Annotated in this window: 21 protein-coding genes; 3 read left to right on the top strand and 18 right to left on the bottom strand. The window is 50.2% G+C overall.

The annotated features are described in order from the left end of the window. Window positions 1–73 precede the first annotated feature (73 nt). The 7 genes from HF324_RS05175 to HF324_RS05145 all read right to left on the bottom strand — a co-directional run bounded on the left by HF324_RS05175 (window position 74) and on the right by HF324_RS05145 (window position 6,362). Window positions 74–1,294 carry an NADH-quinone oxidoreductase subunit D gene (locus HF324_RS05175; protein WP_168810150.1) on the bottom strand — a complete coding sequence of 407 codons (1,221 nt, stop codon included), beginning with the start codon at window positions 1,292–1,294 and terminating at the stop codon, window positions 74–76. Between the two features lie 11 nt (window positions 1,295–1,305). Then, the gene (locus tag HF324_RS05170; protein ID WP_078668888.1) at window positions 1,306–1,821 is read right to left on the bottom strand and encodes an NADH-quinone oxidoreductase subunit C; all 516 of its coding nucleotides are present in this window, start codon (window positions 1,819–1,821) and stop codon (window positions 1,306–1,308) included. 42 nt (window positions 1,822–1,863) lie between these two features. Continuing rightward, a complete protein-coding gene (locus HF324_RS05165) occupies window positions 1,864–2,427 on the bottom strand; it encodes an NADH-quinone oxidoreductase subunit B (RefSeq protein WP_168810148.1) in 564 nt (187 codons plus the stop codon). 25 nt (window positions 2,428–2,452) lie between these two features. Beyond that, complete coding sequence (locus HF324_RS05160; RefSeq protein ID WP_246269418.1) at window positions 2,453–2,746, bottom strand: NADH-quinone oxidoreductase subunit A; 294 nt, start codon at window positions 2,744–2,746, stop codon at window positions 2,453–2,455. 671 nt (window positions 2,747–3,417) lie between these two features. Beyond that, window positions 3,418–5,157, bottom strand: coding sequence for a tetratricopeptide repeat protein (locus HF324_RS05155; protein ID WP_168810144.1), 1,740 nt, complete (start codon window positions 5,155–5,157; stop codon window positions 3,418–3,420). 37 nt (window positions 5,158–5,194) lie between these two features. Then, window positions 5,195–6,061 (bottom strand): substrate-binding domain-containing protein, encoded by an 867-nt coding sequence (locus HF324_RS05150; RefSeq protein WP_168810142.1) that lies wholly within the window; start codon window positions 6,059–6,061, stop codon window positions 5,195–5,197. A gap of 58 nt (window positions 6,062–6,119) precedes the next feature. After that, window positions 6,120–6,362 (bottom strand): hypothetical protein, encoded by a 243-nt coding sequence (locus HF324_RS05145; protein ID WP_168810140.1) that lies wholly within the window; start codon window positions 6,360–6,362, stop codon window positions 6,120–6,122. Between the two features lie 312 nt (window positions 6,363–6,674). Here HF324_RS05145 and HF324_RS05140 point away from each other — a divergent pair, with 312 nt between their 5' ends. Together HF324_RS05140 and hisS are read left to right on the top strand one after the other, a co-directional pair. Beyond that, window positions 6,675–7,109, top strand: a complete 435-nt coding sequence (locus HF324_RS05140; protein ID WP_168810137.1) for a low molecular weight protein-tyrosine-phosphatase — start codon at window positions 6,675–6,677, stop codon at window positions 7,107–7,109. A 33-nt stretch (window positions 7,110–7,142) separates the two neighbouring features. Continuing rightward, on the top strand, window positions 7,143–8,498 hold the full coding sequence (gene hisS / locus HF324_RS05135) for a histidine--tRNA ligase (RefSeq protein WP_168810135.1): 1,356 nt from the start codon (window positions 7,143–7,145) through the stop codon (window positions 8,496–8,498). A gap of 126 nt (window positions 8,499–8,624) precedes the next feature. Here hisS and HF324_RS05130 read toward each other — a convergent pair whose 3' ends face one another. The 5 genes from HF324_RS05130 to HF324_RS05110 all read right to left on the bottom strand — a co-directional run bounded on the left by HF324_RS05130 (window position 8,625) and on the right by HF324_RS05110 (window position 14,652). Beyond that, on the bottom strand, window positions 8,625–10,658 hold the full coding sequence (locus tag HF324_RS05130) for a protein-disulfide reductase DsbD family protein (protein ID WP_168862056.1): 2,034 nt from the start codon (window positions 10,656–10,658) through the stop codon (window positions 8,625–8,627). Window positions 10,659–10,761: 103 nt separating this feature from the next. Next, a complete protein-coding gene (locus HF324_RS05125) occupies window positions 10,762–11,217 on the bottom strand; it encodes a protein-disulfide reductase DsbD domain-containing protein (RefSeq protein WP_168810131.1) in 456 nt (151 codons plus the stop codon). 35 nt (window positions 11,218–11,252) lie between these two features. Beyond that, window positions 11,253–11,945, bottom strand: a complete 693-nt coding sequence (purQ, locus tag HF324_RS05120) for a phosphoribosylformylglycinamidine synthase subunit PurQ (protein ID WP_168810129.1) — start codon at window positions 11,943–11,945, stop codon at window positions 11,253–11,255. Window positions 11,946–12,132: 187 nt separating this feature from the next. Then, on the bottom strand, window positions 12,133–13,008 hold the full coding sequence (locus HF324_RS05115; RefSeq protein WP_220101274.1) for a hypothetical protein: 876 nt from the start codon (window positions 13,006–13,008) through the stop codon (window positions 12,133–12,135). A gap of 117 nt (window positions 13,009–13,125) precedes the next feature. After that, complete coding sequence (locus HF324_RS05110; protein WP_168862055.1) at window positions 13,126–14,652, bottom strand: hypothetical protein; 1,527 nt, start codon at window positions 14,650–14,652, stop codon at window positions 13,126–13,128. A 196-nt stretch (window positions 14,653–14,848) separates the two neighbouring features. Between HF324_RS05110 and HF324_RS05105 the strand changes: the two genes are divergently transcribed. Next, complete coding sequence (locus tag HF324_RS05105) at window positions 14,849–15,760, top strand: TIGR01777 family oxidoreductase (protein WP_168810122.1); 912 nt, start codon at window positions 14,849–14,851, stop codon at window positions 15,758–15,760. Here the strand turns inward: HF324_RS05105 and HF324_RS05100 are convergent. The 6 genes from HF324_RS05100 to HF324_RS05075 all read right to left on the bottom strand — a co-directional run bounded on the left by HF324_RS05100 (window position 15,749) and on the right by HF324_RS05075 (window position 23,888). Beyond that, entirely contained in the window at window positions 15,749–16,990 is a 1,242-nt protein-coding gene (locus tag HF324_RS05100; protein ID WP_168862054.1) for an anthranilate synthase component I family protein, read from the bottom strand. The genes HF324_RS05105 and HF324_RS05100 overlap by 12 nt on opposite strands. A 72-nt stretch (window positions 16,991–17,062) precedes the next feature. Beyond that, window positions 17,063–17,515, bottom strand: a complete 453-nt coding sequence (locus tag HF324_RS05095) for a hypothetical protein (RefSeq protein WP_168810119.1) — start codon at window positions 17,513–17,515, stop codon at window positions 17,063–17,065. A 93-nt stretch (window positions 17,516–17,608) separates the two neighbouring features. Continuing rightward, entirely contained in the window at window positions 17,609–18,880 is a 1,272-nt protein-coding gene (locus tag HF324_RS05090; protein WP_168810117.1) for an adenylosuccinate synthase, read from the bottom strand. A gap of 372 nt (window positions 18,881–19,252) precedes the next feature. Beyond that, on the bottom strand, window positions 19,253–21,502 hold the full coding sequence (locus tag HF324_RS05085; protein ID WP_168810115.1) for a RelA/SpoT family protein: 2,250 nt from the start codon (window positions 21,500–21,502) through the stop codon (window positions 19,253–19,255). A 59-nt stretch (window positions 21,503–21,561) separates the two neighbouring features. Next, entirely contained in the window at window positions 21,562–22,338 is a 777-nt protein-coding gene (locus HF324_RS05080; protein ID WP_168810113.1) for a response regulator transcription factor, read from the bottom strand. A gap of 110 nt (window positions 22,339–22,448) precedes the next feature. Next, window positions 22,449–23,888 (bottom strand): alpha-L-fucosidase, encoded by a 1,440-nt coding sequence (locus HF324_RS05075; protein ID WP_168862053.1) that lies wholly within the window; start codon window positions 23,886–23,888, stop codon window positions 22,449–22,451. Window position 23,889 lies beyond the last annotated feature (1 nt).

Below are 23,889 nucleotides of genomic sequence, written 5' to 3'. Positions count from 1 at the left end.
TATGTTTAAGTAAGCTTTTTTATTCTTTAGACGCTCTCATAAAAACAAATAGTACCCGCAGGGGCAGGTACTACTATGCATCCAGTTCACCGGCAATCAGGTTAAGACTACTCATACACACGATCGCGTCGCTCAGCATGGCGCCTTTGATTAGTTCAGGGTAAGCCTGGTAGTAGATAAAGCAGGGACGGCGGAAATGCAACCGGTAGGGGCTGCGGCCACCATCGCTGATCAGGTAGAAGCCCAGTTCACCGTTGGCCCCTTCTACGGAGTGGTACACCTCGCCGGGCAGTATCTCTGTTTCACCCATCACGATCTTAAAGTGATAGATGAGCGCTTCCATTTTTGTGTAAACGTCTTTTTTCTCAGGCAGGTAATAAGCCGGAACGTCTGCATGGTATACGTCGTCCGGCAAGCCTTTCAGCTTCTCCATCGCCTGACGGATGATGCTGATGCTTTCCCACATTTCCGCGTTGCGTACCAGGTAACGGTCGTAGCAATCGCCGGTAGTGCCCACGGGTACTGAGAAGTCGAAATCCTGGTAAGAGGAATACGGACTGGCCACGCGCACGTCGTAATCCACGCCCGCGGCACGCAGGTTAGGACCGGTAAAGCCGTAGCTCATGGCTCTTTCCGCGCTGATGGCGCCTACGCCCTGCGTACGTTCCATAAAGATTCGGTTGCGGGTCAGCAGGGTTTCAAATTCTTTCAGTGCTTCCGGGTATTCTTTCAGGAAACGTTCTATTTTTTCGAAGGCCGCAGGGGTGAAGTTTCTTTCGAAACCGCCGATACGGCCGATGTTGGTCGTCAGACGGGAACCGCAGATCTCTTCGTAAATTTCGTATATCAGTTCACGGTAGGTCATGAGGTACACGAAACCGGTCAGTGCGCCGGTATCTACTCCCATTACCGCATTACAGATCAGGTGGTCTGCAACACGGGCCAGCTCCATGATGATCACCCGCAGGTAGTCAACACGCTTGGGAATTTCCAGTCCCAGCAGTTTTTCCACCGTCATGATCCAGCCCATGTTGTTGATGGGGGCAGAGCAGTAGTTCAGCCTGTCTGTGAGCGGAGTGATCTGGTAATAGGGACGGCGTTCTGCGATCTTTTCAAAGGCGCGGTGGATGTATCCTACAGTGGATACGGCGCTCACTACTCTTTCGCCGTCTATTTCCAGGATATTCTGGAATACGCCGTGTGTAGCCGGGTGGGTAGGACCCAGGTTCAGCGTGGTCGTATTTTTTTCTATGGAGCCTTCCGGCAGTTTTATATGTTGTTTCTGGTCTAACATAGCCTAATTGATTAAAAGTGACCGCCCCTGCCGAACATTTCGTCGTCTTTGTCTGTACGCATGGGATCTTCCAGCGGGAATTCCTTGCGCATGGGGAAATAGGTCATTTCATCCACGTTGAGAATACGGATCAGGTTAGGATGCCCTACGAAATCCACCCCGAAAAAATCATAGGTTTCACGCTCCATCCAGTTGGCAGATTCATACAGGCTGGTAGCGGTAAATACTTTCGGTGAAGCCACCGGCGTATATACTTTCAGGCGCAGCCTTACATTGTCCACGAAGTTGTGCAGATGGTATACCACGCACAGCTCCTCCCCTTTCCGTTCGGGATAATGCACGGCGGTGATGTCTGTCAGAAAACGAAAACGCAATTCCTCATCATCGAACAGGAATTGCATTACTTTCAGGTTATAATCTTTCTGTGCGGTGAAGGTGAGCATTCCAAACGGCTCTTCAAAACCGGTCAGTACATCCCCGAACTTCTCCGTCAGGCGTTGTTGTATGCGTTCGTTTGTTAAAGACATTAACAATAAGTGATTTACGAGTTACAAGTTACCATTCACACCCTATTTGATACCGTAAGACTCCATCAGTTCCTTATAACGGTCGGAGTTACGGCGACGCAGGCTTTCATTGCCCACCAGCTGTTGTATTTTCATGAATCCGTCGATAATGCCTTCCGGCCTGGGAGGGCATCCCGGAACATACACATCTACCGGAATCACCTGGTCAATTCCTTGTAAAACAGAATAAGTATCAAATATACCACCGCTGCAGGCACAGGCGCCTACTGCCATTACCCAGCGGGGCTCCGCCATCTGCAGGTACACCTGGCGCACGATAGGGCCCATTTTCTTGGAAATAGTGCCCATTACCATCAGCAGGTCGCACTGACGGGGGGTAAATGCCATACGTTCCGCGCCGAAACGTGCCAGATCGTAAGTGGCGGCCATCGTAGCCATAAATTCGATACCACAGCAGGAGGTAGCGAATGGTAAAGGCCAGATGGAGTTTTTACGCGCCAAACCGATGGCCTTATCAAATGAGGTGGCATAAAACCCTTCACCGGAATATCCCTCAGGGACTTCCACCATCTTCACATTGGTATTATATTGAACCGGACGAGCCATTGGATTAAGATTTAAAGGTTTAAGATTAGTCTTCCCACTTCAGGGCTCCCTTCTTCACGATGTAGATAAACCCGCACAGGAAGAAGCCCACAAACATCAGCACAGCAGCGAACCCTTCCCAACCCAGTGACCTGAAATTAACAGCGTACGGGTAGAAAAAGATCACTTCCACATCAAATAACACGAAGAGAATAGCCGTCAGAAAGTACTTGATCGCTACCGGCTGCCTCGCATTCCCGCGCTGCTCAATGCCGCTCTCGAAGTTAATAAGCTTATCACTTGTTTTACGTTTGGGCCCCAGAAAGTGGGTGGCTAGCATGGTGATCCCAACAAAACCTAAAGCAGCAAGTAATTGCAGTACTATAGGGAAATAGCTAAAAGGAGTAGTCGTTGCTGACAAAAATACAGTATCTGTATACATAAGCTTCCCGATAAAACATTGTCCGAATTCGCAAAAATACTGTAACTAAACCAAATATCAAATCTATTTGAAGGTTAAAATATTATCTTTTTTTGCCAACCGGAAACCAGGGAAACCATTCCCGCGATCCCCGGTTCACTCACCGCAAATCGAGCATGTAAAGCCTTTTTGTGTTTTTTACACAATGAATCCCGGGAGAGAATCCTGACCAATCGTTAAATATAAATAATAAATAAAATATAAATACATTTTTTACATCGCAGTCAACCGGCCATTTTGTCAAGATTGTACCGGCAACTGATCCCCCGGGCCGATAATAAGCAGGACTGCTCCCCTGCACCGTTGGCGGCGGACCCGCAACACCCTGCTGCTCCCGGTTCGGCCGCCGGTTCCGCCGCCGGCCCTTCCCCACCGCCTCGTTGGCTGCCTGATAAAAACAACTTACCGGAAAGATCAAAGTGTCAATCTGACAGCAAACCCGGAAGATTTATTTCCGGCACAGGGGGTGCACCATATAAAAAACCCCGGACCAAGATGGCCCGGGGCTTTTTATATGACAAGCAGTTATATTATTTTTTGTTAGCCGCTGGCTTAGCAGGTTTTTCACGGCTGGCCATGTTTTCCTTGATCTGTTTAACAGTGATGTTATTCGGATCAATAGCGGTCAGCTTATCGGCATACACCTGCACATTCGCCTTATCTTCCTTGAAGTAGTAGTACAACAGCTCATAAGTATAAGCGTAAGTCAGTGTGTTTTTGTTTTTGTCAGCACCATTAGGCTCGGTGATTTCTATGTATTTATCATAGAAAGGTTTAGCTACACCGGTCTGAGCCTGCTGGTCTTTGGCAAAGTTAGCCTGGCCTCTCCAGTAATAACCGGTACCCAGTTCTGGTTTCGCCTCAATTACTTTCTGGAATGCAGCGTCTGCTTTGTTGATCAGCGCCGTATCTACCGGTTTAGCACCGATACCTGCATAGTAGTAGTTAAGACCTACGTTGAAGTAGTCGATAGCGCCCAGTGTTTCTTTATTGGCCAGACGCAGTTCATTGGCTTTTTCATACCAGTCACCGGCCTGCTCATATTTCCTGGCGGATTTCAGCGCTTCAGCGATCTGGATGTAAGTTTCCGGATCTTTAGCGGTGGTGGAAGAAGCGAACTTCTCCAGGTAGCCCAGCGCCTTGTCAGTGTATTGGCTCTGTGTAGCGGAGTCGGAAGATTTCAGACGGAGGTAGATAGTGCTCAGCAGTTTGAAGTCGCTGGAGTCCAGTTTAGCTTCGCCTACAGCTTGTGCATAATCATCCATTACCTTTTTCGCATTCAGGGAGTCCCCTTTCTGCAGGTAAGCATCACCTATCAGCAGGCTGAATTTGTTTTTGTACATTTCGTTGGCACCGGCCATTGCAGCCTGGCCTTTAGCGATAGCGCCGTCATAGTCTTTTTTGAAGAAAGCTACGGAAGCGGCCAGGTATTCGTTTTTGGTTTTATCCGCAGGGTCGGCGATCGCCATGTATTTTTCGAGGTATTCAGCTGCTTTCTCCCAGGACAGCTGATCTTTTTTCGGTGTGGTGTAGAACAGGAACAGCTCATTGAAAGCAGGAGCATAGTTCGGGTCCATATTGGTCGCTTTGGTCCAGTCGGCCACTGCTTCGGCTTTCAGTCTCGCGTTGTAGTTTACGAGACCTTGTTTCATCACCGCTTCAGCGCTGTTGGCGTCCAGCTCCAGTGCCTTTTCGTAGGCAGCGATGGCTTTACCGCCGTTTTCGCCACCGAGGTAACGATAGGCGTCACCTTGTTCGATATAGTCAGCCGGAGTAGCTGTGTACATTTCTTTTTTCTTGCGGCCTTCGTTGTTCAGCAGCTTGTCCATTACGGTGAGGGCATAAGCGCGGTCACCACCTTTCACTTCTGTGTTAGCGTCGGCAATGGCACGGGCAACGTCGCCATCACGACCCTGGGTAGCAGCGCTGGCAGCTTCAAACTTAGCTTTGGCAGCAGCAGCATCGCCTTTGAGCAGATCGATACGGCCCATGCCCGCCTGCAGTAAAGCAGAAGTCGGAACGGCCTGCAAACCCTTCTGGAAGGTGGCAGTAGCGCCGGCTACGTCTTCCATGGCGAGTTGTGCTATACCCATGTAGTAATAAGCTTTGTCTTCAGTTGGTTTCGCAGCAATTACTTTTTCAAAAGTCTGTTTGGCGGACAGGTTTTTACCATAATACAGGTCTTTCAATCCATCCTGCACAGATTGAGCCATCACACTGCCGGAGGCGGCGCACAGCAATGCTACGAGTAAACTTTTCCGTCTGTTCATTTGCAATCTGGTTTTAGTTTTAGTTGTGTTTTTTTGACTATTTAAGGTTGGCTTCCCTGAATACTACATTCAATCTCGCCGGGAATAAGCGGAACTGCTTGATCACAAGCTGTCCTTCATAACTACCAAGGAAGGTAGCAAATCCCGAGCCTAAACCATGGTAAGGCTCTTTCAGACAAAAGTAGAAGCCACGTTTTAATGGATAGGATCCGATACCAATGTAAGCCTGATATGGCAATACAAATTCCGAACCATTATCCGCTCTCAGCTTTACAACGGACACTTTGTTGGTGAATGCGAGGGCCAGTGAATCGCTGGGATCAGAGATCCAGCTCACGCCTATCACGCCGATTGCGTCCTTGTTTTTGGCGACGTAATCTATCACTTCCGGGTTAGTCTTGGCTGCCATGGTATTGGCTGGCAAAGGTTTACCTTTATTAATGGAATCCTGGATATAACGTACGGTGCTCGAGTTGGCATTATCAAACACCAGTTGCCATTTTCTTTCTTTATTGGTGCCATCCATGATACCGCGCACCTGGTCCATCGTCAGGATGGAATCAGGATTGTCGTGGTTCACCACCAGCGCCAGCGCATCCCACGCCAGCATCAGGCTTTGCGGTGTAATTTTTATCTTCTTAAAATAATCACGTTCGGCTGCATTGAAATCGCGGGTCACGATGACCATGCGTGCACTATCATTTAAAAGATCTCTGAAACACTCCGCTTCCGGCTTGTAAGAGGGCACGATGTGCGCCTTCGGATACAGCGATTCAAAAACCTTGATCTCCGAATCCAGCAACGGTTTATACGTTTCATCCACGCTGATACGTATCTCCCCTTCTGTGGCGGTATCCAGTTTTTTCGCATTCTGGTTGTTGCCGCAGGCCGCCAGTAATGTCAAGGCTGTTAAATATACAGCATACTTTTTAGTAATCCTGAAAAACATATCTTCCCTTCCTTTAGTTCCTGTTAAAAAATAACTTGCGGATACCATTATATACCCTGAAAATACCATAAAGCATCAATACAATGCCTAATACCAGCATCCATTGCGGGGATATGCGGAATTCACCCAGTCCAAGCTTCTGCGCAAAAATTGCGAAAAGCCCGAAAAGGATAAAGAAGATACCTCTTATCAGTTCACCCATAGGCCTGTACCGGTTTTCCCGTAGCCCGTTTGTTTGTTCGTCTTGCATTTCCATCTTGCGAATTACAATTATACAAAAAAATATTTTTTAAACTTGAATTGGGAATTTTAGAGGAATGTTAAAAAAAAGCTGCAAAACCCTTACCGGATGCCCGCTGAAGCGCAATTTGAGGCATTTTTTCAACATGTTGTTATTTTTTGATTTAAAATTTAATCATTTCCCGGTGTTTATAGTTGACATAAGCATATCCTGTATCGAAGCAAAAACAGCCGCTCCGACTGCTTTTGTTGACTAAAAGATGCAAATAGATGAACATTTCCATAATAACTTGTAGGTTTGCGGCCTGATACGCAATTCTCTGAAACGATGAAAATACTGATGGTATGCCTCGGTAATATCTGCCGCTCACCCCTTGCGGAAGGTATTATGCGGCATCTTGCTAAAGAAAAGGGGCTGGACTGGCAAATAGACTCGGCAGGTACGGGCAACTGGCATATCGGCCACTCACCGGACCACCGCGCCATCCGGGAAGCCCGCCGTCAGGGCGTGGATATCTCCGGCCTCGCCGCCCGGCAGTTTGAAACCGCCGATTTCGACCGGTTTGACCGCATCTACGTGATGGACCGTAACAACCATCGCGATGTGCTGAAAAAAGCCCGTAACGAAGCGGATAAGGCCAAAGTACGACATCTGCTGGATGATGATCAGGACGTGCCCGACCCCTGGTTCGACGACGCCCTCTTCGCCCCCGTATATCAACTGATCTACGATGCCTGCAAAAACATCACCGATCAGGAATAATCACCACCACTTTAATTATAATATTTTTTCAAGATGATAAAACCCGGTATTCCCAACGGAACCCGCGACTTCGGCCCTGTTGTAGTCAGAAAACGCAACTATATTTTCCGGACCATCCGCGAAACATTTGAAGTATTCGGCTTCCAGCCGCTCGAAACACCCGCCATGGAGAATCTCTCCACCCTCACCGGCAAATACGGCGAGGAAGGCGATAAACTCATGTTTAAAATACTCAACAACGGAGAAATATTCCCCAAAGCGCAAGCTGCCACCGACAACAAGTCACTGGTAGCCGCCATAACAGAAAAAGCCCTCCGCTATGACCTCACCATCCCCTTCGCCCGGTACGTGGTGATGAACCAGAACGACCTCGCCCTGCCCTTCAAACGCTACCAGATGCAGCCGGTATGGCGCGCCGATAAACCACAACGCGGCCGCTACCGCGAATTCTACCAGTGCGACGCCGACGTGGTGGGCAGCAACTCCCTCCTCAATGAAGTGGAACTGCTCCTCATCTACGATACCGTACTTACCAAACTGGGACTGCAAGGCTATGAACTGCGCATCAACAACCGCAAGATCCTCAGCGGCCTCGCGGAAGTAATCGGCAAACCCGAACTGCTCACAGATATCACCATCTCCATCGATAAACTGGATAAAATCGGCGCGGAAGGCGTACGCAAAGAACTGGCCGCCAGAGGCCTCACCGATGCGGACATCGCCACCATCGAAAACTTCCTGGCCATCAGCGGCACCAGCGAGGAAAAACTGACGCAGCTCAAAACCCTGCTCCAGTCTTCCCCCACCGCCCTCAAAGGCATCGAAGAACTCTCTTACGTGCTCAACTCCGGCTTCGGCACCTTCAATACCACACCGGAAATAGACGTTACCCTGGCCCGCGGCCTCAACTACTACACCGGCATGATCGTGGAAGTGAAAGCTCCTCCCACCGTGAAAATGGGCAGCATCGGCGGCGGCGGACGGTACGACGACCTTACCAGCCTCTTTGGCCTCAAAGGCATCTCCGGCGTAGGTATCTCCTTCGGCGTGGACCGCATCTACGACGTACTGGAAGAACTGCAGCTGTTCCCCCAGGAAGCACAACAGTCTACCAAAGTGCTGTTCCTGAACCTTGGCGACGAAAGCGCCCGTACCTGCTTCAACTACATGATGCAGCTCCGCACCAAAGGCATCGCGGCAGAACTGTTCCACGAAAACGCCAAGATGGACAAACAGCTCAAATACGCCAATAAAAGAGGCATTCCCTACGTAGTGATCCTGGGCGAAGCAGAACTGCAGGAAGGCCTGGTCAGCGTGAAAAACTTCAGCACCGGCCAGCAGGAGAAGATCAAGCTCGAAGCACTGCCGGAATATTTTGGGATTTCCTGATGTACGAATTTTGTGATTTTGCGAATAAAAAAGAGAAAACCGAAGCAATTCATACTCGCTTCGGTTTTCTCTTTTTTTATCAATCTACGAAATCAGAACATCCGTAAATCAAAAAATCCCTGAATATTATTTCTTTCTTTTGGCAAATTCCGCTTTCGCATTTTCCAGGTACTGGATAAAGGCGTTGGCATCTTCTTTTGGATCATATCCATAGCCCTTGTTCACCAGGGCATTACCTTCCAGGTCTACCGGAATGTAATACGGCTGGGAGTTACGCTTGAAGTGGGTAGCCTCAAGGTCCAGGTTTTTCTGGCCCACGTTTTTGATTTTCGTGCCGTCGAATTTGGAAACATATTGTTCCGCTTCCGGCAGGGACGTTTTCTCGTCGGTATACAAAGACGCTACGATAAAATCATTACGCAGGATCTTCATCACCGCCGGATTGGACAGCACTGATTTTTCGAACTTACGGCAGTTCACACAAGTGTGGCCGGTAAAGTCGAGCATCAGCGGTTTGTTGGCCGCTTTGGCTGCTGCCAGCGCTTCGTCGTAATCAAAGAACACGTTTTCCACACCCGGAATTTCAGAATGCAGGATGTCCACCAGCTTTTGCGGTTTGATGGTATTGGTATGGCCACCGGTGTTTCCACCGCCGCCACCGCCGCTTTCCAGCGATACCTGTATGTCTGTCAATGATTTGCTCAGGTTGAAGTCCTGTGAGCCTTCATGCGGCAGGAAGCCACTGATGCCTTTGAGCGGAGCGCCCCACATGCCCGGGACCATGTAGATCACAAAGGTGAAGGTAGCGATCGCAAAGCAGAGGCGGGTCACGGAGAGGAACGGCACATCGCTGTCGTGGCTGAATTTCAGCTTACCGATCAGGTACAGTGTCAGCAGTGCGAAGATCGCGATCCAGAGGGCGAGGAATATCTCACGGTCCAGCAGGTTCCAGTGGTAAGCCATGTCTACGTTGGACAGGAACTTGAGGGCCAGCGCCAGTTCCACGAAGCCAAGGGTCACTTTCACCGCGTTGAGCCATCCGCCGGATTTACCGATTTTATTCAGCAGGCTGGGGAACAGCGCAAAGAGGGAGAAAGGAATGGCCAGTGCCAGCGAGAAACCGAACATACCCACCAGCGGGCCGGAATTACCGCCTTTCGCCGCCAGTACCAACAGGTTGCCCAGGATGGGACCGGTGCAGGAGAAAGATACGATAGCCAGCGTGAGGGCCATGAAGAAGATACCCAGGAAGCTGCCCATGCCTGCCCTGGAGTCAGACACGTTGGCCCAGGAGCTGGGCAGTGAGATCTCGAACGCTCCGAGGAACGAGAAGGCAAACAACAGGAAGATCACAAAGAAAATCATGTTGGCGATACCGTTGCTCGCAAGCGAGTTGAGCGCACTGGCGCCGAATATCTTGGTGATCAGGAAGCCCAGCAGGGTATAAATCACGATAATAGACAGGGAATAGAGGAAGGCGTTTTTGATGCCCTGCGCTCTAGTTCCGCTACGCTTGGTGAAGAAGCTCACCGTGATGGGGATCATGGAGAACACGCACGGGGTGATCAGCGCAATGAAGCCGCCACCGAAGCTGGCCAGGAAGATCCACATCAGCGACTTGTTGGAAGCATCGTCTTCGGCTACGTCGTTGGCGGTGGTGGCGCCATCAGCAGCCGGCGCTACCGTGCTGCCGTTGGCGGCGGCAGGCGCTGCTTTCAGGTCAAAAGCAGCCTCTTCCGGGAGGACTTCTTCTCCTTTCAGCACCATGTAGGTGATGTTACCTTTGATTTTGCCGTTAGCGGGCGAGCCTTTCAGCTCGGCCGTCAGCTCCACTTCATTTTCAAAGTATTTGATCTCCAGGTTGTCGAACAGCGGTTCTTTGCGCTGTTGGAGCTGACCTTTTTCGGTAATGTTGCCCAGCGTAAGTTTGGTGCTGCTATCGGGAACGATGCGGGTATTCGGGTCGTCGTTGCCCATGGTGGTGGAAAACAACAGCGCTCCTTTCTCTATCGTTGCCCTGGCATGGAGTACGTATTCCTGATCGTTTTTCTTTTCGGTGGAGAACTCCCATTTAACAGGCTTAGGGCTCTGGTCTTGTGCGCCGGCACGGAAGGCGAACAGCAGGAAGACCGGTATCAGCAATGAAAGCAAATGCTTCATATAGTCAATAGGCTTTAAAGAATATACAGTAGGTTAAACGACAACGAGTCCCCCTGGAGGAACTCGTTCATCGTATAGACATATTTTTGGTGATGGTGCGCAATTATTTTCCTCCCACGCTTACCGCAAATTCCACTTCTTTCGGAGGCAGACACTGGTGGTCGTCGCATACCATGAACTCTACAGTACCTTTCACTTTGGTAGCTGCTTTACCTTTAACGGTTACTGTCTGTACGAAGTTGACAGTGTTTTCGTAGTATTTCAGCTCAGAGTTGAAGTTTTTATCGAAAGACTTATGCAGTTTACCATTTTCTTTCACTTTACCGTCGGCGGCTACCAGCGGGTTTTTAGCGAATTTGAAGCTGGTAGGTACCGGGCCTTCACCTGCTTCCTGTGCGTATAAGTGCCAGCCGCTTTCGATAGTAGCGGTAGCGTGCACTTCGTAAGTCGTGGCATTTACCTTTTTGGAGGTAAAGCTCCATTTAACCGGATTCTCAATCTGTGCGCTTGCCAGGATGGGCAGAGCGAACAGCGCCAGTGCTGTGAGTAATTTTTTCATGCTTTTTCTTTTTAATTGGTTGGTTGGTTGATTGATTAATTGTTGTTGATCAGGCTTTGGAATATCAGCTGCCCGTCGGTGTTACCCAGCGCCGTGCTGGTAGCTCTTTCCGGGTGAGGCATCATCCCAAATACGTTTCTTTCTTTATTGCAGATGCCAGCGATGTTACGGATGGCACCGTTATGGTTAGCTGATTCAATAATGTTGCCAAACTCATCGCAGTAACGGAAGAGGATCTGTTTGTTTCTTTCCAGCTCGTCCAGGGTAGCGTCGTCCGCATAATAACGGCCTTCACCGTGGGCGATCGGAATCATCAGCGGGCGGCCGGTCACATCTTTTGTGAGGGAAGCCACGTTGTTTTCACTTTTCAGGAAGATGTTTTTGCAGATGAACTGCTGGTTCTGGTTACGCAGCAGCACGCCTGGCAGCAGTCCTGCTTCGCACAGCACCTGGAAACCGTTACATACACCGATCACACGACCGCCTTTGTTGGCAAATTCGATCACGCTCTGCATCATAGGGCTGAACCTGGCGATAGCGCCGCAACGCAGGTAGTCACCATAGGAAAAACCACCCGGTAATACAATACAATCTGTTGTGCTGAATGCGCTCAGGTCTTTATCCTTGTGCCACAGCTCTATTACTTCCTGCCCAAGGTCATTGCGCAGAGAATCAATCATATCATGATCACAGTTAGAGCCCGGAAAGGTGACAACGCCAAATTTCATCTGAAAATGTTTTGTGTTTATATGTAAATAATATTTTATAAATCGATTTTTCCGGCCATTCGCATGATATTAAACCGTTATATCAAGGGGAGCAGGAAAGGACAAAATTACTTCTACATTCGCAATTTTCCATTGCCGCTCATCCTGATTTAACAAAATACTGGCGGTCAATTACTTAAAAAGCGGTTTAGCTGAAATACTGCATAACAATCATATACCCCAGCACAATGAAGTGAATAACGTTGGCGAAGGTTTCGTTGGTGACAGACCAGAACACGTTACCGGCAAACATGGCCACCGGCAGCACGGCCAGCACCCAATAAGCGGGAGAGAAATGCACATTGAAGAAAGGCACCAGCATGGCTACCAATACATATACAATCAGCACCGCCCATATTTTACGGCCCTGGATCAGCATTTTCATCAGCGGACGCTGCAATAGCAGCCAGCCCAGCACAAAGAACAACAGGCACGCGATCATCGCGCCCCATACTTTATAATCGGTGATCAGCGGCAGCGACAATCCTATATTGGGAATCTGCCGCAGCAGCGTCATCTGGTTGGTCAGAAACAGGTAAGTGCCCATCAGGTAGATAGGACAGATCAATCCCAGGATGGCAATGATCCACTCCGCCAGCCGGAACGCCCGCATGATCAGCATGCTTACCAGCAGCAACAGGCAGAAAATAATGGCCGGAAAATAAATCAGTCCGCACATGCCCAGGGCAAAACCGATGTTAAACACCACGTCACGCGCGGAGGTCCGTGTGTACAGCTCCGTTATACTGGAAAACACCCACAGCATGATCACATTCACCAGCAGCGCGGGGGAAAAAACGTTCCAGCTCTGTAGCAGGGAGGTGAACAGCAGGTAACACATCGCCGGCAGGTAGGTAGACTTTGGAAACAGCCGGTGATGGTTGATGATCTTGGTCAGCAGCAACGACTGCAGCAGCATCAGCATTACCGCCAGTGCGGTAAACACGAAAGGGCTGCCGCCGGTCAGCACCTTCAGCCATTTGACCAGCAGGCTGTACAAAAGGCCTTCAGACCCATCCGCCATGTATGGGGAAGGGTGTATGAGATAATAAAACTTAACCAGTAATGTGTATATCAGCAACAGCAATACCGTAAGCGGATTGCCTGAACGGAAAAATCGTATCACAGTGCAAAGGTGTGATTAAAAGTCAATTTTAGCAAAGCAAATATAGTTTCTATATACACACGGCACCAACACTGTCCGGGCGCTGATCTGTTTTCCGTACCGGGGCATCCAGGTAAAACCCTTGTCCAGGTTGCGCAGCGTAGGCATACGGGTTACTTTTCCGCCCGGCGCCAGGCTGACGTCTGTCAGCAGGTAATTGCGCCTGTCCAGCTCATTGTACAGGAAACGCAGCTCACTGCCGATGTTTACCATCAGGTAAGACAGATACAGGTCTGCATTGTCGTCGTACTGGCTTTTGCGGACAAAGTTGTTCCACTGCATATTGCCTTCTTCATCGAAAGACAGGACCGCCACGTTATCGTAATGATAGCGCACACCCTGGGAATTGTTCCAGTACCAGGGGTTATAGTACAGCGGGGAATAAGGGGAATAGTAGTAAGGGGAATAATACATACCGCCATAAGGGGCGCCGTACATATAGTTCCAGCGGTTCCACGGCTGGTAGCGGGAAGAGGTATAAAATGACTCCGCGGTCAGCAGGAAGCCGCCGTTGGCAGTATTGATGATCCTGCGGATGAAATAGTCGTTAAACGCGCTGGCGGTATTGGACTCCCCGCGGGCATTCATCTTCAGGTCGTTGGGAAACACGACTGATTTCTCATAGAGCGGCTTGTTGTTCTGATAGTCGAACTTATACAGGTACATGCCCTCCACATTGCCCCGCTTCTGTTTGTAGTAAAAGGCGGTGATCAGGGCGGTATGCCGGCTGTTGTCCAGCTTCATCTTTACTTCATCGAGCAGCTGGCCTTTGAACGACAGCGGTGATACCTCAAAGCTGTCCACCAGTGCGCGTTTCATCACCAGGTTACCACTCACCACATAATCGCGGTTGGAGGTACGTTCCAGTTTACTTAACACCAGGTCGCCGTCGTTGGTGAGGTTAAAATTGCTGAGAAACTGCTTCCTGCCGGCCATGGGCAGCGACAGGCGGCTGTTATTGACCAGCGTCATGGCGCTGTCGTACAGGAAGGTATAGAACACGTTGTTGTCTTCCTTGTCCTGGTTGATTTTATAGACGAGGATGCGGCGCTTGTCTTCAGACACCTCCATGGAATACACTTTGTTTTCCTTGGAGTACATGCCGATGCGGGTAGAGTCGATCAGCACGGGGGCGTCGCTGAAGCGCGCTTCGGGCGACATGGTGGCGCAGAAACTGAATACGGCATCTTTCCGCTGGAACTGGTAAATCATCAGCACCTTGTCGGAATAAGCCACAAAGTCCATGCTGATAACTTTCCGGGGGAGGAAGTCCAGTTTCACCCGCTCTTTCAGTTGCATATCAGCATCATAAACAGACACGGAGTAGTCGCCCCTGTCGGTTTTATAGACGAGTATATTGCCGCCCACCTTACCTATGATTTCAAATTCGGTACTTTTGTAATCATCTTTTTCTGGTTCGGAATAGGAAATTTTCTGCGCTACTGCTGCGCTGCCGGCGAAGAGCAGCATCAGTAACAGTTGGATGCGGTATAGCGTATGCATACTCTGATGTGGTTTCAATAATGCTGATAATGAAATGGTAGATGACGTGAACAGCCGCGTCATTTCCAAACTTACATTAAAAATCAGAAATTAATACAGCAATTTACATGATGTAAACCGCGTCTTTACTTAAATACCAAAAGGCGGGATTTATTGTGTATTTTTAATAAAATATTTTTAAAGCAAGATATACCTGATGGAGACCGTTATGATAACCGGTGGCACGGGACTGGTAGGAACGGCACTAACCCGGCTGCTGCTGGAGCGCGGCTATAAAGTGATCATCCTTACCAGAAAGCCGGAGAAGGGCACTAATACAGCGGTCCGTTATGCCGCCTGGGACGTGGACAATCAAACGCTGGATGTAAACGCCCTGCAGGAGGCCGATTATATTGTCCATCTGGCAGGCGCCAACGTAGGCGACAAACGGTGGACAGCGGCCCGGAAACAGGAGATCCTTGAGAGCCGCACCAAAAGCAGTGAACTGATTGTAAAATCCCTGCAAACCCATCCCAATAAAATCAGAAAAGTGATCAGCGCTTCCGCTACCGGTTATTACGGGGAAACGAAAGATCATGCCTTTACAGAAACAGACCCGGCTGCCACCGATTTCCTGGGCAGCACTACCCTTGCCTGGGAGCAGAGCATCGCGCCGGTAAAGGCACTAGACAAGAAGCTGGTGATTTTCCGTACCGGGATAGCGCTGAGCCGGGAAGGCGGCGCCCTCAAAGAATTTTACAAGCCCCTGAAATTTGGTTTTGCCACGGTGCTCGGTTCAGGTGATCAGTACATCAGCTGGATTCATATACAGGACCTTGTACGGCTGTATTTCAACGCTATCGTCAACGACCACCTGGAAGGCACCTATAACGCCGTGGCGCCGCAACCGGTACGGCATAAAGAGCTGATGCTCGCGATGGCCCATGCCGCCAAAGGCAACAGTTTCATTACCAGCTATGTGCCGGCTTTCGCCCTGAAACTGGCGCTGGGTGAAATGAGCATTGAAGTATTAAAAAGTGTGAACGTGTCGTCGCAAAAGATCCAGAACACGGGTTTTCAGTTCTCTTATCCTACTATCGGGGAAGCGATGGCACAGCTATTCAAATAACCGCACCATAGCCGCTGCTTTCAGCAGGCATTCTTCCCATTCCAGTTCCGGATCGCTGTAGAAGGTGACCGCGGAGCCGGTCTGGAAGGACAGGTATTGCCGGGTGGCGTTATAGATAATGCTGCGGATCACTACATTGAAATCGAAGTCCCCTTCCGGCGTGATGTATCCTACGGCGCCGGAGTAAAGCCCGCGGCGGCTTTGCTCGTATTCTTCTATCAGCTGCATCACGCGGATTTTGGGCGCTCCGGTCATGGACCCCATGGGAAAGGTATGTTTCAGGATGTCTGTCAACCGCGTGCCGGGGGCTGTTTCCGCCGCCACGGTAGAGATCATCTGATGCACCTGCGCAAAAGAATAGATGCCGCACAGTTCCTTTACGTGTACGCTGCCCCGTAAGGCGGTATGTGACAGGTCGTTGCGTACCAGGTCTACCACCATAATGTTTTCGGCCCTTTCCTTGGGATTGTTGCGCAGCGCTTCCTGCAGCGCCTGGTCCTGTACCGGGTCAGCGTCTTTTTTGCTGGTGCCTTTGATGGGCTGGGAGATGACCGTGCTGCCTGTTTTCTGAAGATATCTTTCCGGGCTGGAGCTGATCAGGTAACGGTCCTGCAAACGGTAGTAGGCTGCAAACGGCGCGGGTGACAGCGTATTCAGTTGTGAAAACAACGCCGGCGGATACACGCGGGCGTCTTCCATAAAGTTTTCGCGGCAGAAGTTGACCTCGTAACAATCGCCGCGGAGAATATGCGCCTGCAGGCTTTTTACGGCGCTGATATAACGGGTGTGATCGAGGCGTGCCTGCAGGGTGGTGAGCCGCGGCGCGGAAGGCGCAATAACGGCAACGGGCATACGAAGACATTCCTGGTATACCCGCATAGCATCTTCGTGTGAGAAATGGAGGCCGCCGATATGTGCGGTGTTGTTTTTCAGGAAGATAACGATCCGGGGCTGAAAGAAGTGCAGGTCCGGGAAGCCGGTGCTGTCGGGGTTATCGGAGCGCAGGCCGGGAGCTGTTTCATTTTTCAGGTCGTAGGCGAGGTGCCCGAAGAGCCAGTCGCGGTGGGTGGCATAGAACTGTTCCAGCGCGGGAAAGGCATTACCGGCGGGGGCTTCCAGCGTTTGCAACGCATCTGCGGCCAGCAGTGCTTCAAAACGATGATAAGCAGAGGGATAGTTATTATTATCCAATAAACAACAAATGTTGAACTGGTTAGCCCAATTCAACATTTGTTGTTTAAATACTTTCTGATCGTTGACCGGAAAAGTGTGAAATATTCTGATACTAATCGCTTTTAATCCTTAAAAATCGTCGTCGTCGTCGTCAAAGCGGTCATTGAACAGGTCCATGTCCTTGAAGTCGTCGTCCAGGCCCAGGTCGTCGTCGTCATCGGATTTCTTGCTGCCACCAGCAGGGCGGCCGCGTTTACCTTTTGACTTAGGCATGTCAAACTCTTCAAAGTCCGGATCATAGTCATCGTCCTCGCCCTTTTCCCACGCGTCATCCATATCATCCATATCATCATCATCTTCGTCATCTTCTTCATCGTCATCGCTTTTGCGTTTGGATTTGGAAGCTGACTTATCTGATTTCTTTGAGGGTTTCTTGGATGTAGTTTCCTCTTCATCCTCGTCGTCCTCATCATCTTCATCCACCTCTTTCTTAGGCTTGGCCGCAGCTTTAGGAGCGTCTTTTGCAGTCTTAGGAGAAGTAGTTTTTTTCGTCTCTTTCTCTTTATCAGATTTTGATTTCATAATAGGTTCACTTATTTCTTTGCCGTAAAGTTTTAACAGTTTTTTTGATTAGCCAAATTTTTTTTGCCGTTTTTTTTCCTTAATTTTTGTGGTTTAGCGCTCCAGTATCTGGTCCCGTCCCGGCCCGTTGGAAACGTATTTCACGGGAACGCCCAGATAATTATCTACTGCTTCCACAAAAGTTTTCATCTCTGAAGGTAACTCGTTGAACTGCTTGCAGGTAGCAGTCTTGTCGCTCCATCCTTTGAAGGTTTCCCATACCGGTTTCACCTCGAGTCCGTTGAGTTGGAAAGGCAGTTGTCTGGTCTGTTGACCGTTGATGTCGTAGGCAGTGCAGGCGAGTATTTCGTCAAATTCGTCGAGTACGTCGCTTTTGGTCATTACCAACTGGGTAACGCCACTCAGCATACAGGTATAGTTGAGGGCTACCAGGTCGATCCAGCCACAGCGGCGGGGACGGCCGGTTACGGCGCCAAATTCATGACCGGCGGCACGCAACTGTTCACCGGTGGCGTCATGCAGTTCTGTCGGGAAAGGACCGCTGCCCACACGGGTGCAATAAGCTTTGGTAACGCCAATCACTTCCTTGATCCATTGCGGAGCAATGCCCAGTCCGGTGCATACGCCGGCAGAAATAGTATTGGAGGAAGTCACAAACGGATAGGTCCCGAAGTCCACGTCCAGCATGCTTCCCTGTGCGCCTTCCGCCAGTACTTTTTTACCGGCTTTCAGTTTCTCGTTCAGGAAGTATTCACCGCTGACGATGTTCATCTTCTGCAGGAAAGGTACCGCCTCGAAGAATTCTTTTTCCCAGGCTTCGATATCCGCTTCCAGTCCTTCCACATTGTATTGGGACAGCATCTGCAGGTGTTTCTGCTTCAGCTTTTCGTACAGCGCTTTAAAATCAGCAGAGATCACATCTCCCACACGCAGGCCGTTTCTGCCGGTTTTGTCCATATAAGCGGGACCGATACCTTTCAGGGTAGAGCCGATTTTGTCGTGACCTTTGGAGATCTCGGAAGCTTTATCCAGCGCACGGTGCGTAGGAACAATAATATGCGTTTTTTCCGCGATAAACAGGTTTTTTGTCAGGTCGATGCCCAGGGCAGCGATATCTTCGCTTTCTTTCTTGAAAGCCACAGGGTCCAACACTACACCATTACCGATCAGGTTAATGGTTTTGTCATGGAACACACCGGAAGGAATGGTGCGCAAAACTACTTTCTGACCGTTTACATACAGGGTATGGCCAGCATTTGGTCCACCCTGGAAACGGGCAATCACGTCGTACCTGCCGGCAAAATAGTCCACAATTTTACCTTTGCCTTCGTCGCCCCATTGCAGGCCTAACAAAACGTCTACCATAATGATTTAATTAATTATCGGAGGTTGCTTTTAAAAGAAGTGGCAAAATTACGCTGAAATACCACAAAATCAAATTTTCTCGCAAAGAGCGCGGAGTTAGACGGGGATTGTAAGCCCGCAAAGGCCGGCGTTATTATATTACCCCTAAAGGCAACGCTGCTGGCACGCCAAGCCGTCACGCAAAGGCGCTAAGCAGCAAAGGCGCAAAGAAATACAAAGGGTACAAAGAGAGCAAAGAATACGAAGAATACAAAGAACACAAAGAATACAAAGGGCAGAAAGAGCGAAGGAGCAAAGAAAATATTAAAAATTACTATATTATTTTCTTTGCTCCTTTGCTGCTTGGCGCCTTTGCGTGACGCCTTTGCGTGCCTATAACTGTGATTCTTCGAGCCGTTGCACGGACTGGATGCCTTCCAGCTTTTTCAGCCGGTCTACCAGCTCATCCAGCTCTTCCTTATCATGTACGTATACTTTGATGAGGCCTTCGAACAGCCCTTCCTTGGATTCGATGCTGAGCGCGGAGATATTGACTTTCAGCTCACCGGAGATGATATTGGTGATTTTGTGGATAACGCCCACATCGTCCATACCAATGATCCGTAACCCGGTGAGGAAGGAGATTTCCCTGTTCTTCACCCACTTGGTTTTCACCACACGGTGGCCATAGTTGGCCAGCAACTGGGCGGCATTGGGGCAGTTGGTGCGGTGTATTTTCAGGCCTTCGCTGGCGGTGATAAAGCCAAACACGTCGTCACCCGGAATGGGGCGGCAGCAGTTGGCCAGTTTATAGGCAATCTTGTCGGAGCTTTCGCCGAAAATGATCAGTTCCGCGTCTTTTTTGCTCGGGATCTGGTGTTTGACATGTTCTTCCGGTACATGCTCCGGCTGTTTGACCGGCTTCGGCTGTTCCAGCTTGTCTCCCAGCAGGGTGAACTGTTTCAGCTCTTTCAGGTCGATATTTTTGACCGCAATCTGGTAATACAGATCGAGCGGCGACGGTTGTTTATAGAACTGTACCAGCTCGTTGATATTGTGCTGGCTGGCGGTGATCTTCATATGGTCCAGCTTGCGCTCCAGCGCGGCTTTCCCATCCATGGCCACCTTCCTTTTTTCTTCTTTCAGGGCGTCTTTGATCTTGGACTTGGCTTTGGCCGTCAGCACAAAGTTGAGCCAGTCTTCCGAAGGCTTCTGTTTGTTGGAGGTAATGATCTCCACCTGGTCTCCGCTGCGCAGTTTATGGCTGAGCGGCACCAGTTTATAGTTGACCTTGGCGCCGATACACTTGTTGCCCACGGCGCTGTGGATGGCGTAAGCGAAATCCAGCGCGGTAGAGTTGACAGGCAGTATTTTCAGGTCGCCTTTAGGCGTATAGACGTAGATCTCTTCGGTAAAGAGGTTGCTTTTAAAATCGGCGAGGAAGTCGAGCGTATTGGAATCCGGGTTGCTGAGGATCTCCCGTATCTGGGTGAACCACTGATCGAATTTGGATTCCTGCTGCGGGTTCTGGGCGCCTTCCTTATAGCGCCAGTGAGCGGCCACCCCTTTTTCGGCGTAGTCGTTCATGCGTTTGGAGCGGATCTGTACTTCCACCCATTTACCCTGGGGGCCCATCACTGTTACGTGCAGGGCTTCATACCCGTTGGATTTGGGGTTGCTGAGCCAGTCGCGCGTACGTTCCGGGCTGGGGTGGTAAAAGTCGGTGATAATGGAATATACTTTCCAGCAGTCGGCTTTTTCCTTGTCTATCGGGGAGTCGAGGATGATACGGATGGCAAACAGGTCGTACACCTCTTCAAAGGCTACGCCTTTTGTTTTGATTTTGTTGTGGATGGAGTGGATAGATTTCGGGCGGCCGAAGATATCGAAGTTAAATCCTTCCTCCTGCAACACTTCCTTGATAGGCTTGATGAATTCGTTGATATACCGGGTACGTTCACGTTTGGTTTCCTTGAGGCGCCGGGCGATTTCACGGTAGGTTTGCTGCTCCGTGTATTTCATGGCCAGGTCTTCCATCTCGGACTTGATATTGTACAATCCGAGGCGGTGTGCCAGGGGGGCATAGATAAACACCGTCTCAGAGGCTATTTTCAGCTGTTTTTCCCGGCTCATGCTGTCGAGGGTGCGCATGTTATGCAACCTGTCGGCCAGTTTGATCAGGATCACCCTTGGGTCGTCTGCCAGGGTGAGGAGTATTTTCTTGAAGTTTTCCGCCTGTGCCGTGCTGGTATTGGAATCGATGACAGTGGATATTTTGGTCAGGCCGTCCACGATGTGGGCGATTTCGTTACCGAATTCGCGGGCCACGTCTTCGAGGGTTACTTCCGTATCTTCCACGGTATCGTGCAACAAGGCGCAGATGGCCGAACGTACGCCCAGGCCGATTTCTTCCACGCATATCTGTGCCACGGCGAGGGGATGCAGGATATAGGGTTCGCCCGATTTACGGCGCATTTCCTTATGGGCATCCGCTGCCATTTCAAAAGCAGTGCGTACCAGCTCCCTGTCGCCTTTTTTCAGACGGGGTTTGAGCGCCCTCAGCAAGGCGCGGTAATGCCGGACGATTTCTTTTTTTTCCTGCTCTTCGTCTAGATTATATTTTTGAACTGCCGCTGTTTCCATTGGGCCTAAAGTTACGATTTAATATAATCTGAAAGAAACAGGGCGCCAAAAGGCCGCAGCTATTGTTTTGCCTGGCTATTGATGGGGATGGTGATCTTTTGCAGAAGGAGGTCTTTAGGGACATTCAGGCGCATGCCTACGTTAAAGATCGTTTCCAGGTTGAGCCGGGGTTCCCGCTTCATCTGCCGGCGGATCTTGCCGATAAATACGTCCATACTGCGGCTGGAGGTGACGTCGTCGCGTCCCCAGAGCTTCATCAGCAGTTCGTCTTTTTTAATGATGACGTTGGGGCGGTTGAAGAAGTAGCGGAGCAGTTTGGCTTCTGTTGGGGAAAACGTGGCTACATAGGCTTTTTCACTGTCTTTGGGGTACACTTTCATTTTGCGGTAGTTGAACGTGTGTTCGCCCACCACATGGCCGATCAGCAGTTCCGTTTTGGGGGGCCGGGTCCATTTGAGGAAAGCCTTTACCCTTCTTTGCAGCTCCAGGAGGCTGAAAGGCTTTACGATGTAACCGTCGGCGCCCAGCTTGAAACCGTCCAGCCTGTCGGCGTCCATGGTTTTTTCGGCAGACAGGAAGAAGATAGGCACCAGCGTGTTTTTGCTGCGTACCTCCCGCGCCAGCTGGAAACCGTTTTTCCGGGGCATGACAATGTCCAGCAGCAGCATATCGTACCGTCTGCGCTGGAATTCTTCCCAGGCGTCCTCACCGTCCATACAGTGCTCCACCTGATAACCGATGCTCTCCAGGTTTTTTTTGACGATTTCTCCCAGTACCTTATCATCCTCAGCCAGCAAAATCCGGGGGTTCTTATTCACTTGGGTTTGCATGTTCATAGTCAACCTTTTTGGACATATCTACCTATAAAACAAAAAACAGGCTGCCTTGGGTTATCGGCGGCCTGTTTTTATTATTCACTACAAATTAACACTAATTCACATCATTTTCACACTTTTTCCACAGCCTCTATACGGATCGCTACGGCATAATTCCAGACCTGCTGCCGGAGCTTTTCAGGGATATGTACGGCAACGGTGTCCCCTTCGGTTTTCCACATCAGTTTACCGGAAGCGCCCAGCAGCTGCAGAGAAGCTCCCTTAGCCGGCTTCAGGCCTTTAAAAACGATAGTGGACGGTAGCCGCTCCTGCTCGTCCAGCAGGTAGATGGCATACACACTGCCGTCTTTTTTCCGGGTGAAACACACTTTACCATCTTTATAAGGCGCTACAGCCCGGGTACCGTAAATCGCAGCACTGTTCACTTTCATCCAGTCACCGATCCCTTTCATGGTGGTATAAGCCGCCTCGTGCAGCTCCCCGTCGGGACCAGGGCCCACATTCAGCAGGTAGTTGCCACCCTTCGCCACGATGTCCACCAGGTTGTGGATAAGTTTACCAACGGGTTTGTATTTGTCATCCGGCACATAAGACCAGGAATTGGCCATGGTCATACACGTCTCCCAGGGATAAGCCAGTGGCTTTTCCGGGATCTGCTGCTCCGGCGTGCGGTAGTTCTCATACGGACCATGCACGCTGCGGTCTACCACGATCAGGCCCGGCTGGTGACTGCGGGCCATTTTAGCGATACGTCCCATATCAATGTCCTGGTCCTGCGGCAGGGTCTTGCTCCATGACAAAGACTCTTTGGTCTGCTGCTTCAAAGGCCTTACCCAGCCGCCATCCAGCCAGAGGATCTCCAGCTTGCCGTAACCGGTCATCAGCTCTTCAATCTGGTTGTAGGTGTACTGCTTGAACTGGTTCCACCTTTCCGGGTATTTTTTTACATCATAGTTCACATTACGGTCACGCGGCGGGAAATAGTTCCACCAGTACGCATCGGAATGCCAGTCGGGCTTGGAGAAATAAGCCCCGGCATGAATACCTTCCTTACGGAACGCTTCAAACACTTCCTTCGCGATATTGGCGCGCGGATTTTTACTGAAAGCCACATCCGGCGCGGTGACCCGGTAGTCTGTCTGTTTGGTATCGAACATACAGTAGCCGTCGTGGTGCTTCGTGGTGAACACCAGGTATTTCATACCGGCTTCCCTGGCGGCTTTCGCCCACTTCTCCGGTGCAAAAGCGGTAGGATTAAAGGTCTTACCCAACGCCTGGTATTTTTGCAGGTATTCGAAATAAGACATTTTGGGATATTTGCGCCCAATCCATTCTTCATCTTCCGGGCAAATACTCCAGGACTCCACTACGCCCCACTGGGAATAAGGCCCCCAGTGAATGATCATCCCGAACTTCCAGTCCTGCCACTCTTCCAGTTTCTGCACCACCACCGGGTCTGTTTCCGGTACATACGGCGGTTCTTCCGTTTGCGCGCTGGCCGCATTTACCGCGAGCCATGCACAACCCAATGCCATCCATAATTTTCTCATA

The sequence above is a fragment of the Chitinophaga oryzae genome (genome assembly GCF_012516375.2).
In the GTDB taxonomy this organism is placed as follows: domain Bacteria; phylum Bacteroidota; class Bacteroidia; order Chitinophagales; family Chitinophagaceae; genus Chitinophaga; species Chitinophaga oryzae.
This window is presented reverse-complemented; position numbering and strand designations above follow the sequence as displayed.

Coding starts and splice junctions, on each gene's coding strand:
- HF324_RS05175 (WP_168810150.1), bottom strand. CDS start 1,294: ATGTTAGACCAGAAACAACATATAAAACTGCCGGAAGGCTCCATAGAA.
- HF324_RS05170 (WP_078668888.1), bottom strand. CDS start 1,821: ATGTCTTTAACAAACGAACGCATACAACAACGCCTGACGGAGAAGTTC.
- HF324_RS05165 (WP_168810148.1), bottom strand. CDS start 2,427: ATGGCTCGTCCGGTTCAATATAATACCAATGTGAAGATGGTGGAAGTC.
- HF324_RS05160 (WP_246269418.1), bottom strand. CDS start 2,746: ATGCTAGCCACCCACTTTCTGGGGCCCAAACGTAAAACAAGTGATAAG.
- HF324_RS05155 (WP_168810144.1), bottom strand. CDS start 5,157: ATGAACAGACGGAAAAGTTTACTCGTAGCATTGCTGTGCGCCGCCTCC.
- HF324_RS05145 (WP_168810140.1), bottom strand. CDS start 6,362: ATGGAAATGCAAGACGAACAAACAAACGGGCTACGGGAAAACCGGTAC.
- HF324_RS05140 (WP_168810137.1), top strand. CDS start 6,675: ATGAAAATACTGATGGTATGCCTCGGTAATATCTGCCGCTCACCCCTT.
- hisS (WP_168810135.1), top strand. CDS start 7,143: ATGATAAAACCCGGTATTCCCAACGGAACCCGCGACTTCGGCCCTGTT.
- HF324_RS05130 (WP_168862056.1), bottom strand. CDS start 10,658: ATGAAGCATTTGCTTTCATTGCTGATACCGGTCTTCCTGCTGTTCGCC.
- HF324_RS05125 (WP_168810131.1), bottom strand. CDS start 11,217: ATGAAAAAATTACTCACAGCACTGGCGCTGTTCGCTCTGCCCATCCTG.
- purQ (WP_168810129.1), bottom strand. CDS start 11,945: ATGAAATTTGGCGTTGTCACCTTTCCGGGCTCTAACTGTGATCATGAT.
- HF324_RS05115 (WP_220101274.1), bottom strand. CDS start 13,008: ATGGCGGATGGGTCTGAAGGCCTTTTGTACAGCCTGCTGGTCAAATGG.
- HF324_RS05110 (WP_168862055.1), bottom strand. CDS start 14,652: ATGCATACGCTATACCGCATCCAACTGTTACTGATGCTGCTCTTCGCC.
- HF324_RS05105 (WP_168810122.1), top strand. CDS start 14,849: ATGGAGACCGTTATGATAACCGGTGGCACGGGACTGGTAGGAACGGCA.
- HF324_RS05100 (WP_168862054.1), bottom strand. CDS start 16,990: ATGTTGAATTGGGCTAACCAGTTCAACATTTGTTGTTTATTGGATAAT.
- HF324_RS05095 (WP_168810119.1), bottom strand. CDS start 17,515: ATGAAATCAAAATCTGATAAAGAGAAAGAGACGAAAAAAACTACTTCT.
- HF324_RS05090 (WP_168810117.1), bottom strand. CDS start 18,880: ATGGTAGACGTTTTGTTAGGCCTGCAATGGGGCGACGAAGGCAAAGGT.
- HF324_RS05085 (WP_168810115.1), bottom strand. CDS start 21,502: ATGGAAACAGCGGCAGTTCAAAAATATAATCTAGACGAAGAGCAGGAA.
- HF324_RS05080 (WP_168810113.1), bottom strand. CDS start 22,338: ATGAACATGCAAACCCAAGTGAATAAGAACCCCCGGATTTTGCTGGCT.
- HF324_RS05075 (WP_168862053.1), bottom strand. CDS start 23,888: ATGAGAAAATTATGGATGGCATTGGGTTGTGCATGGCTCGCGGTAAAT.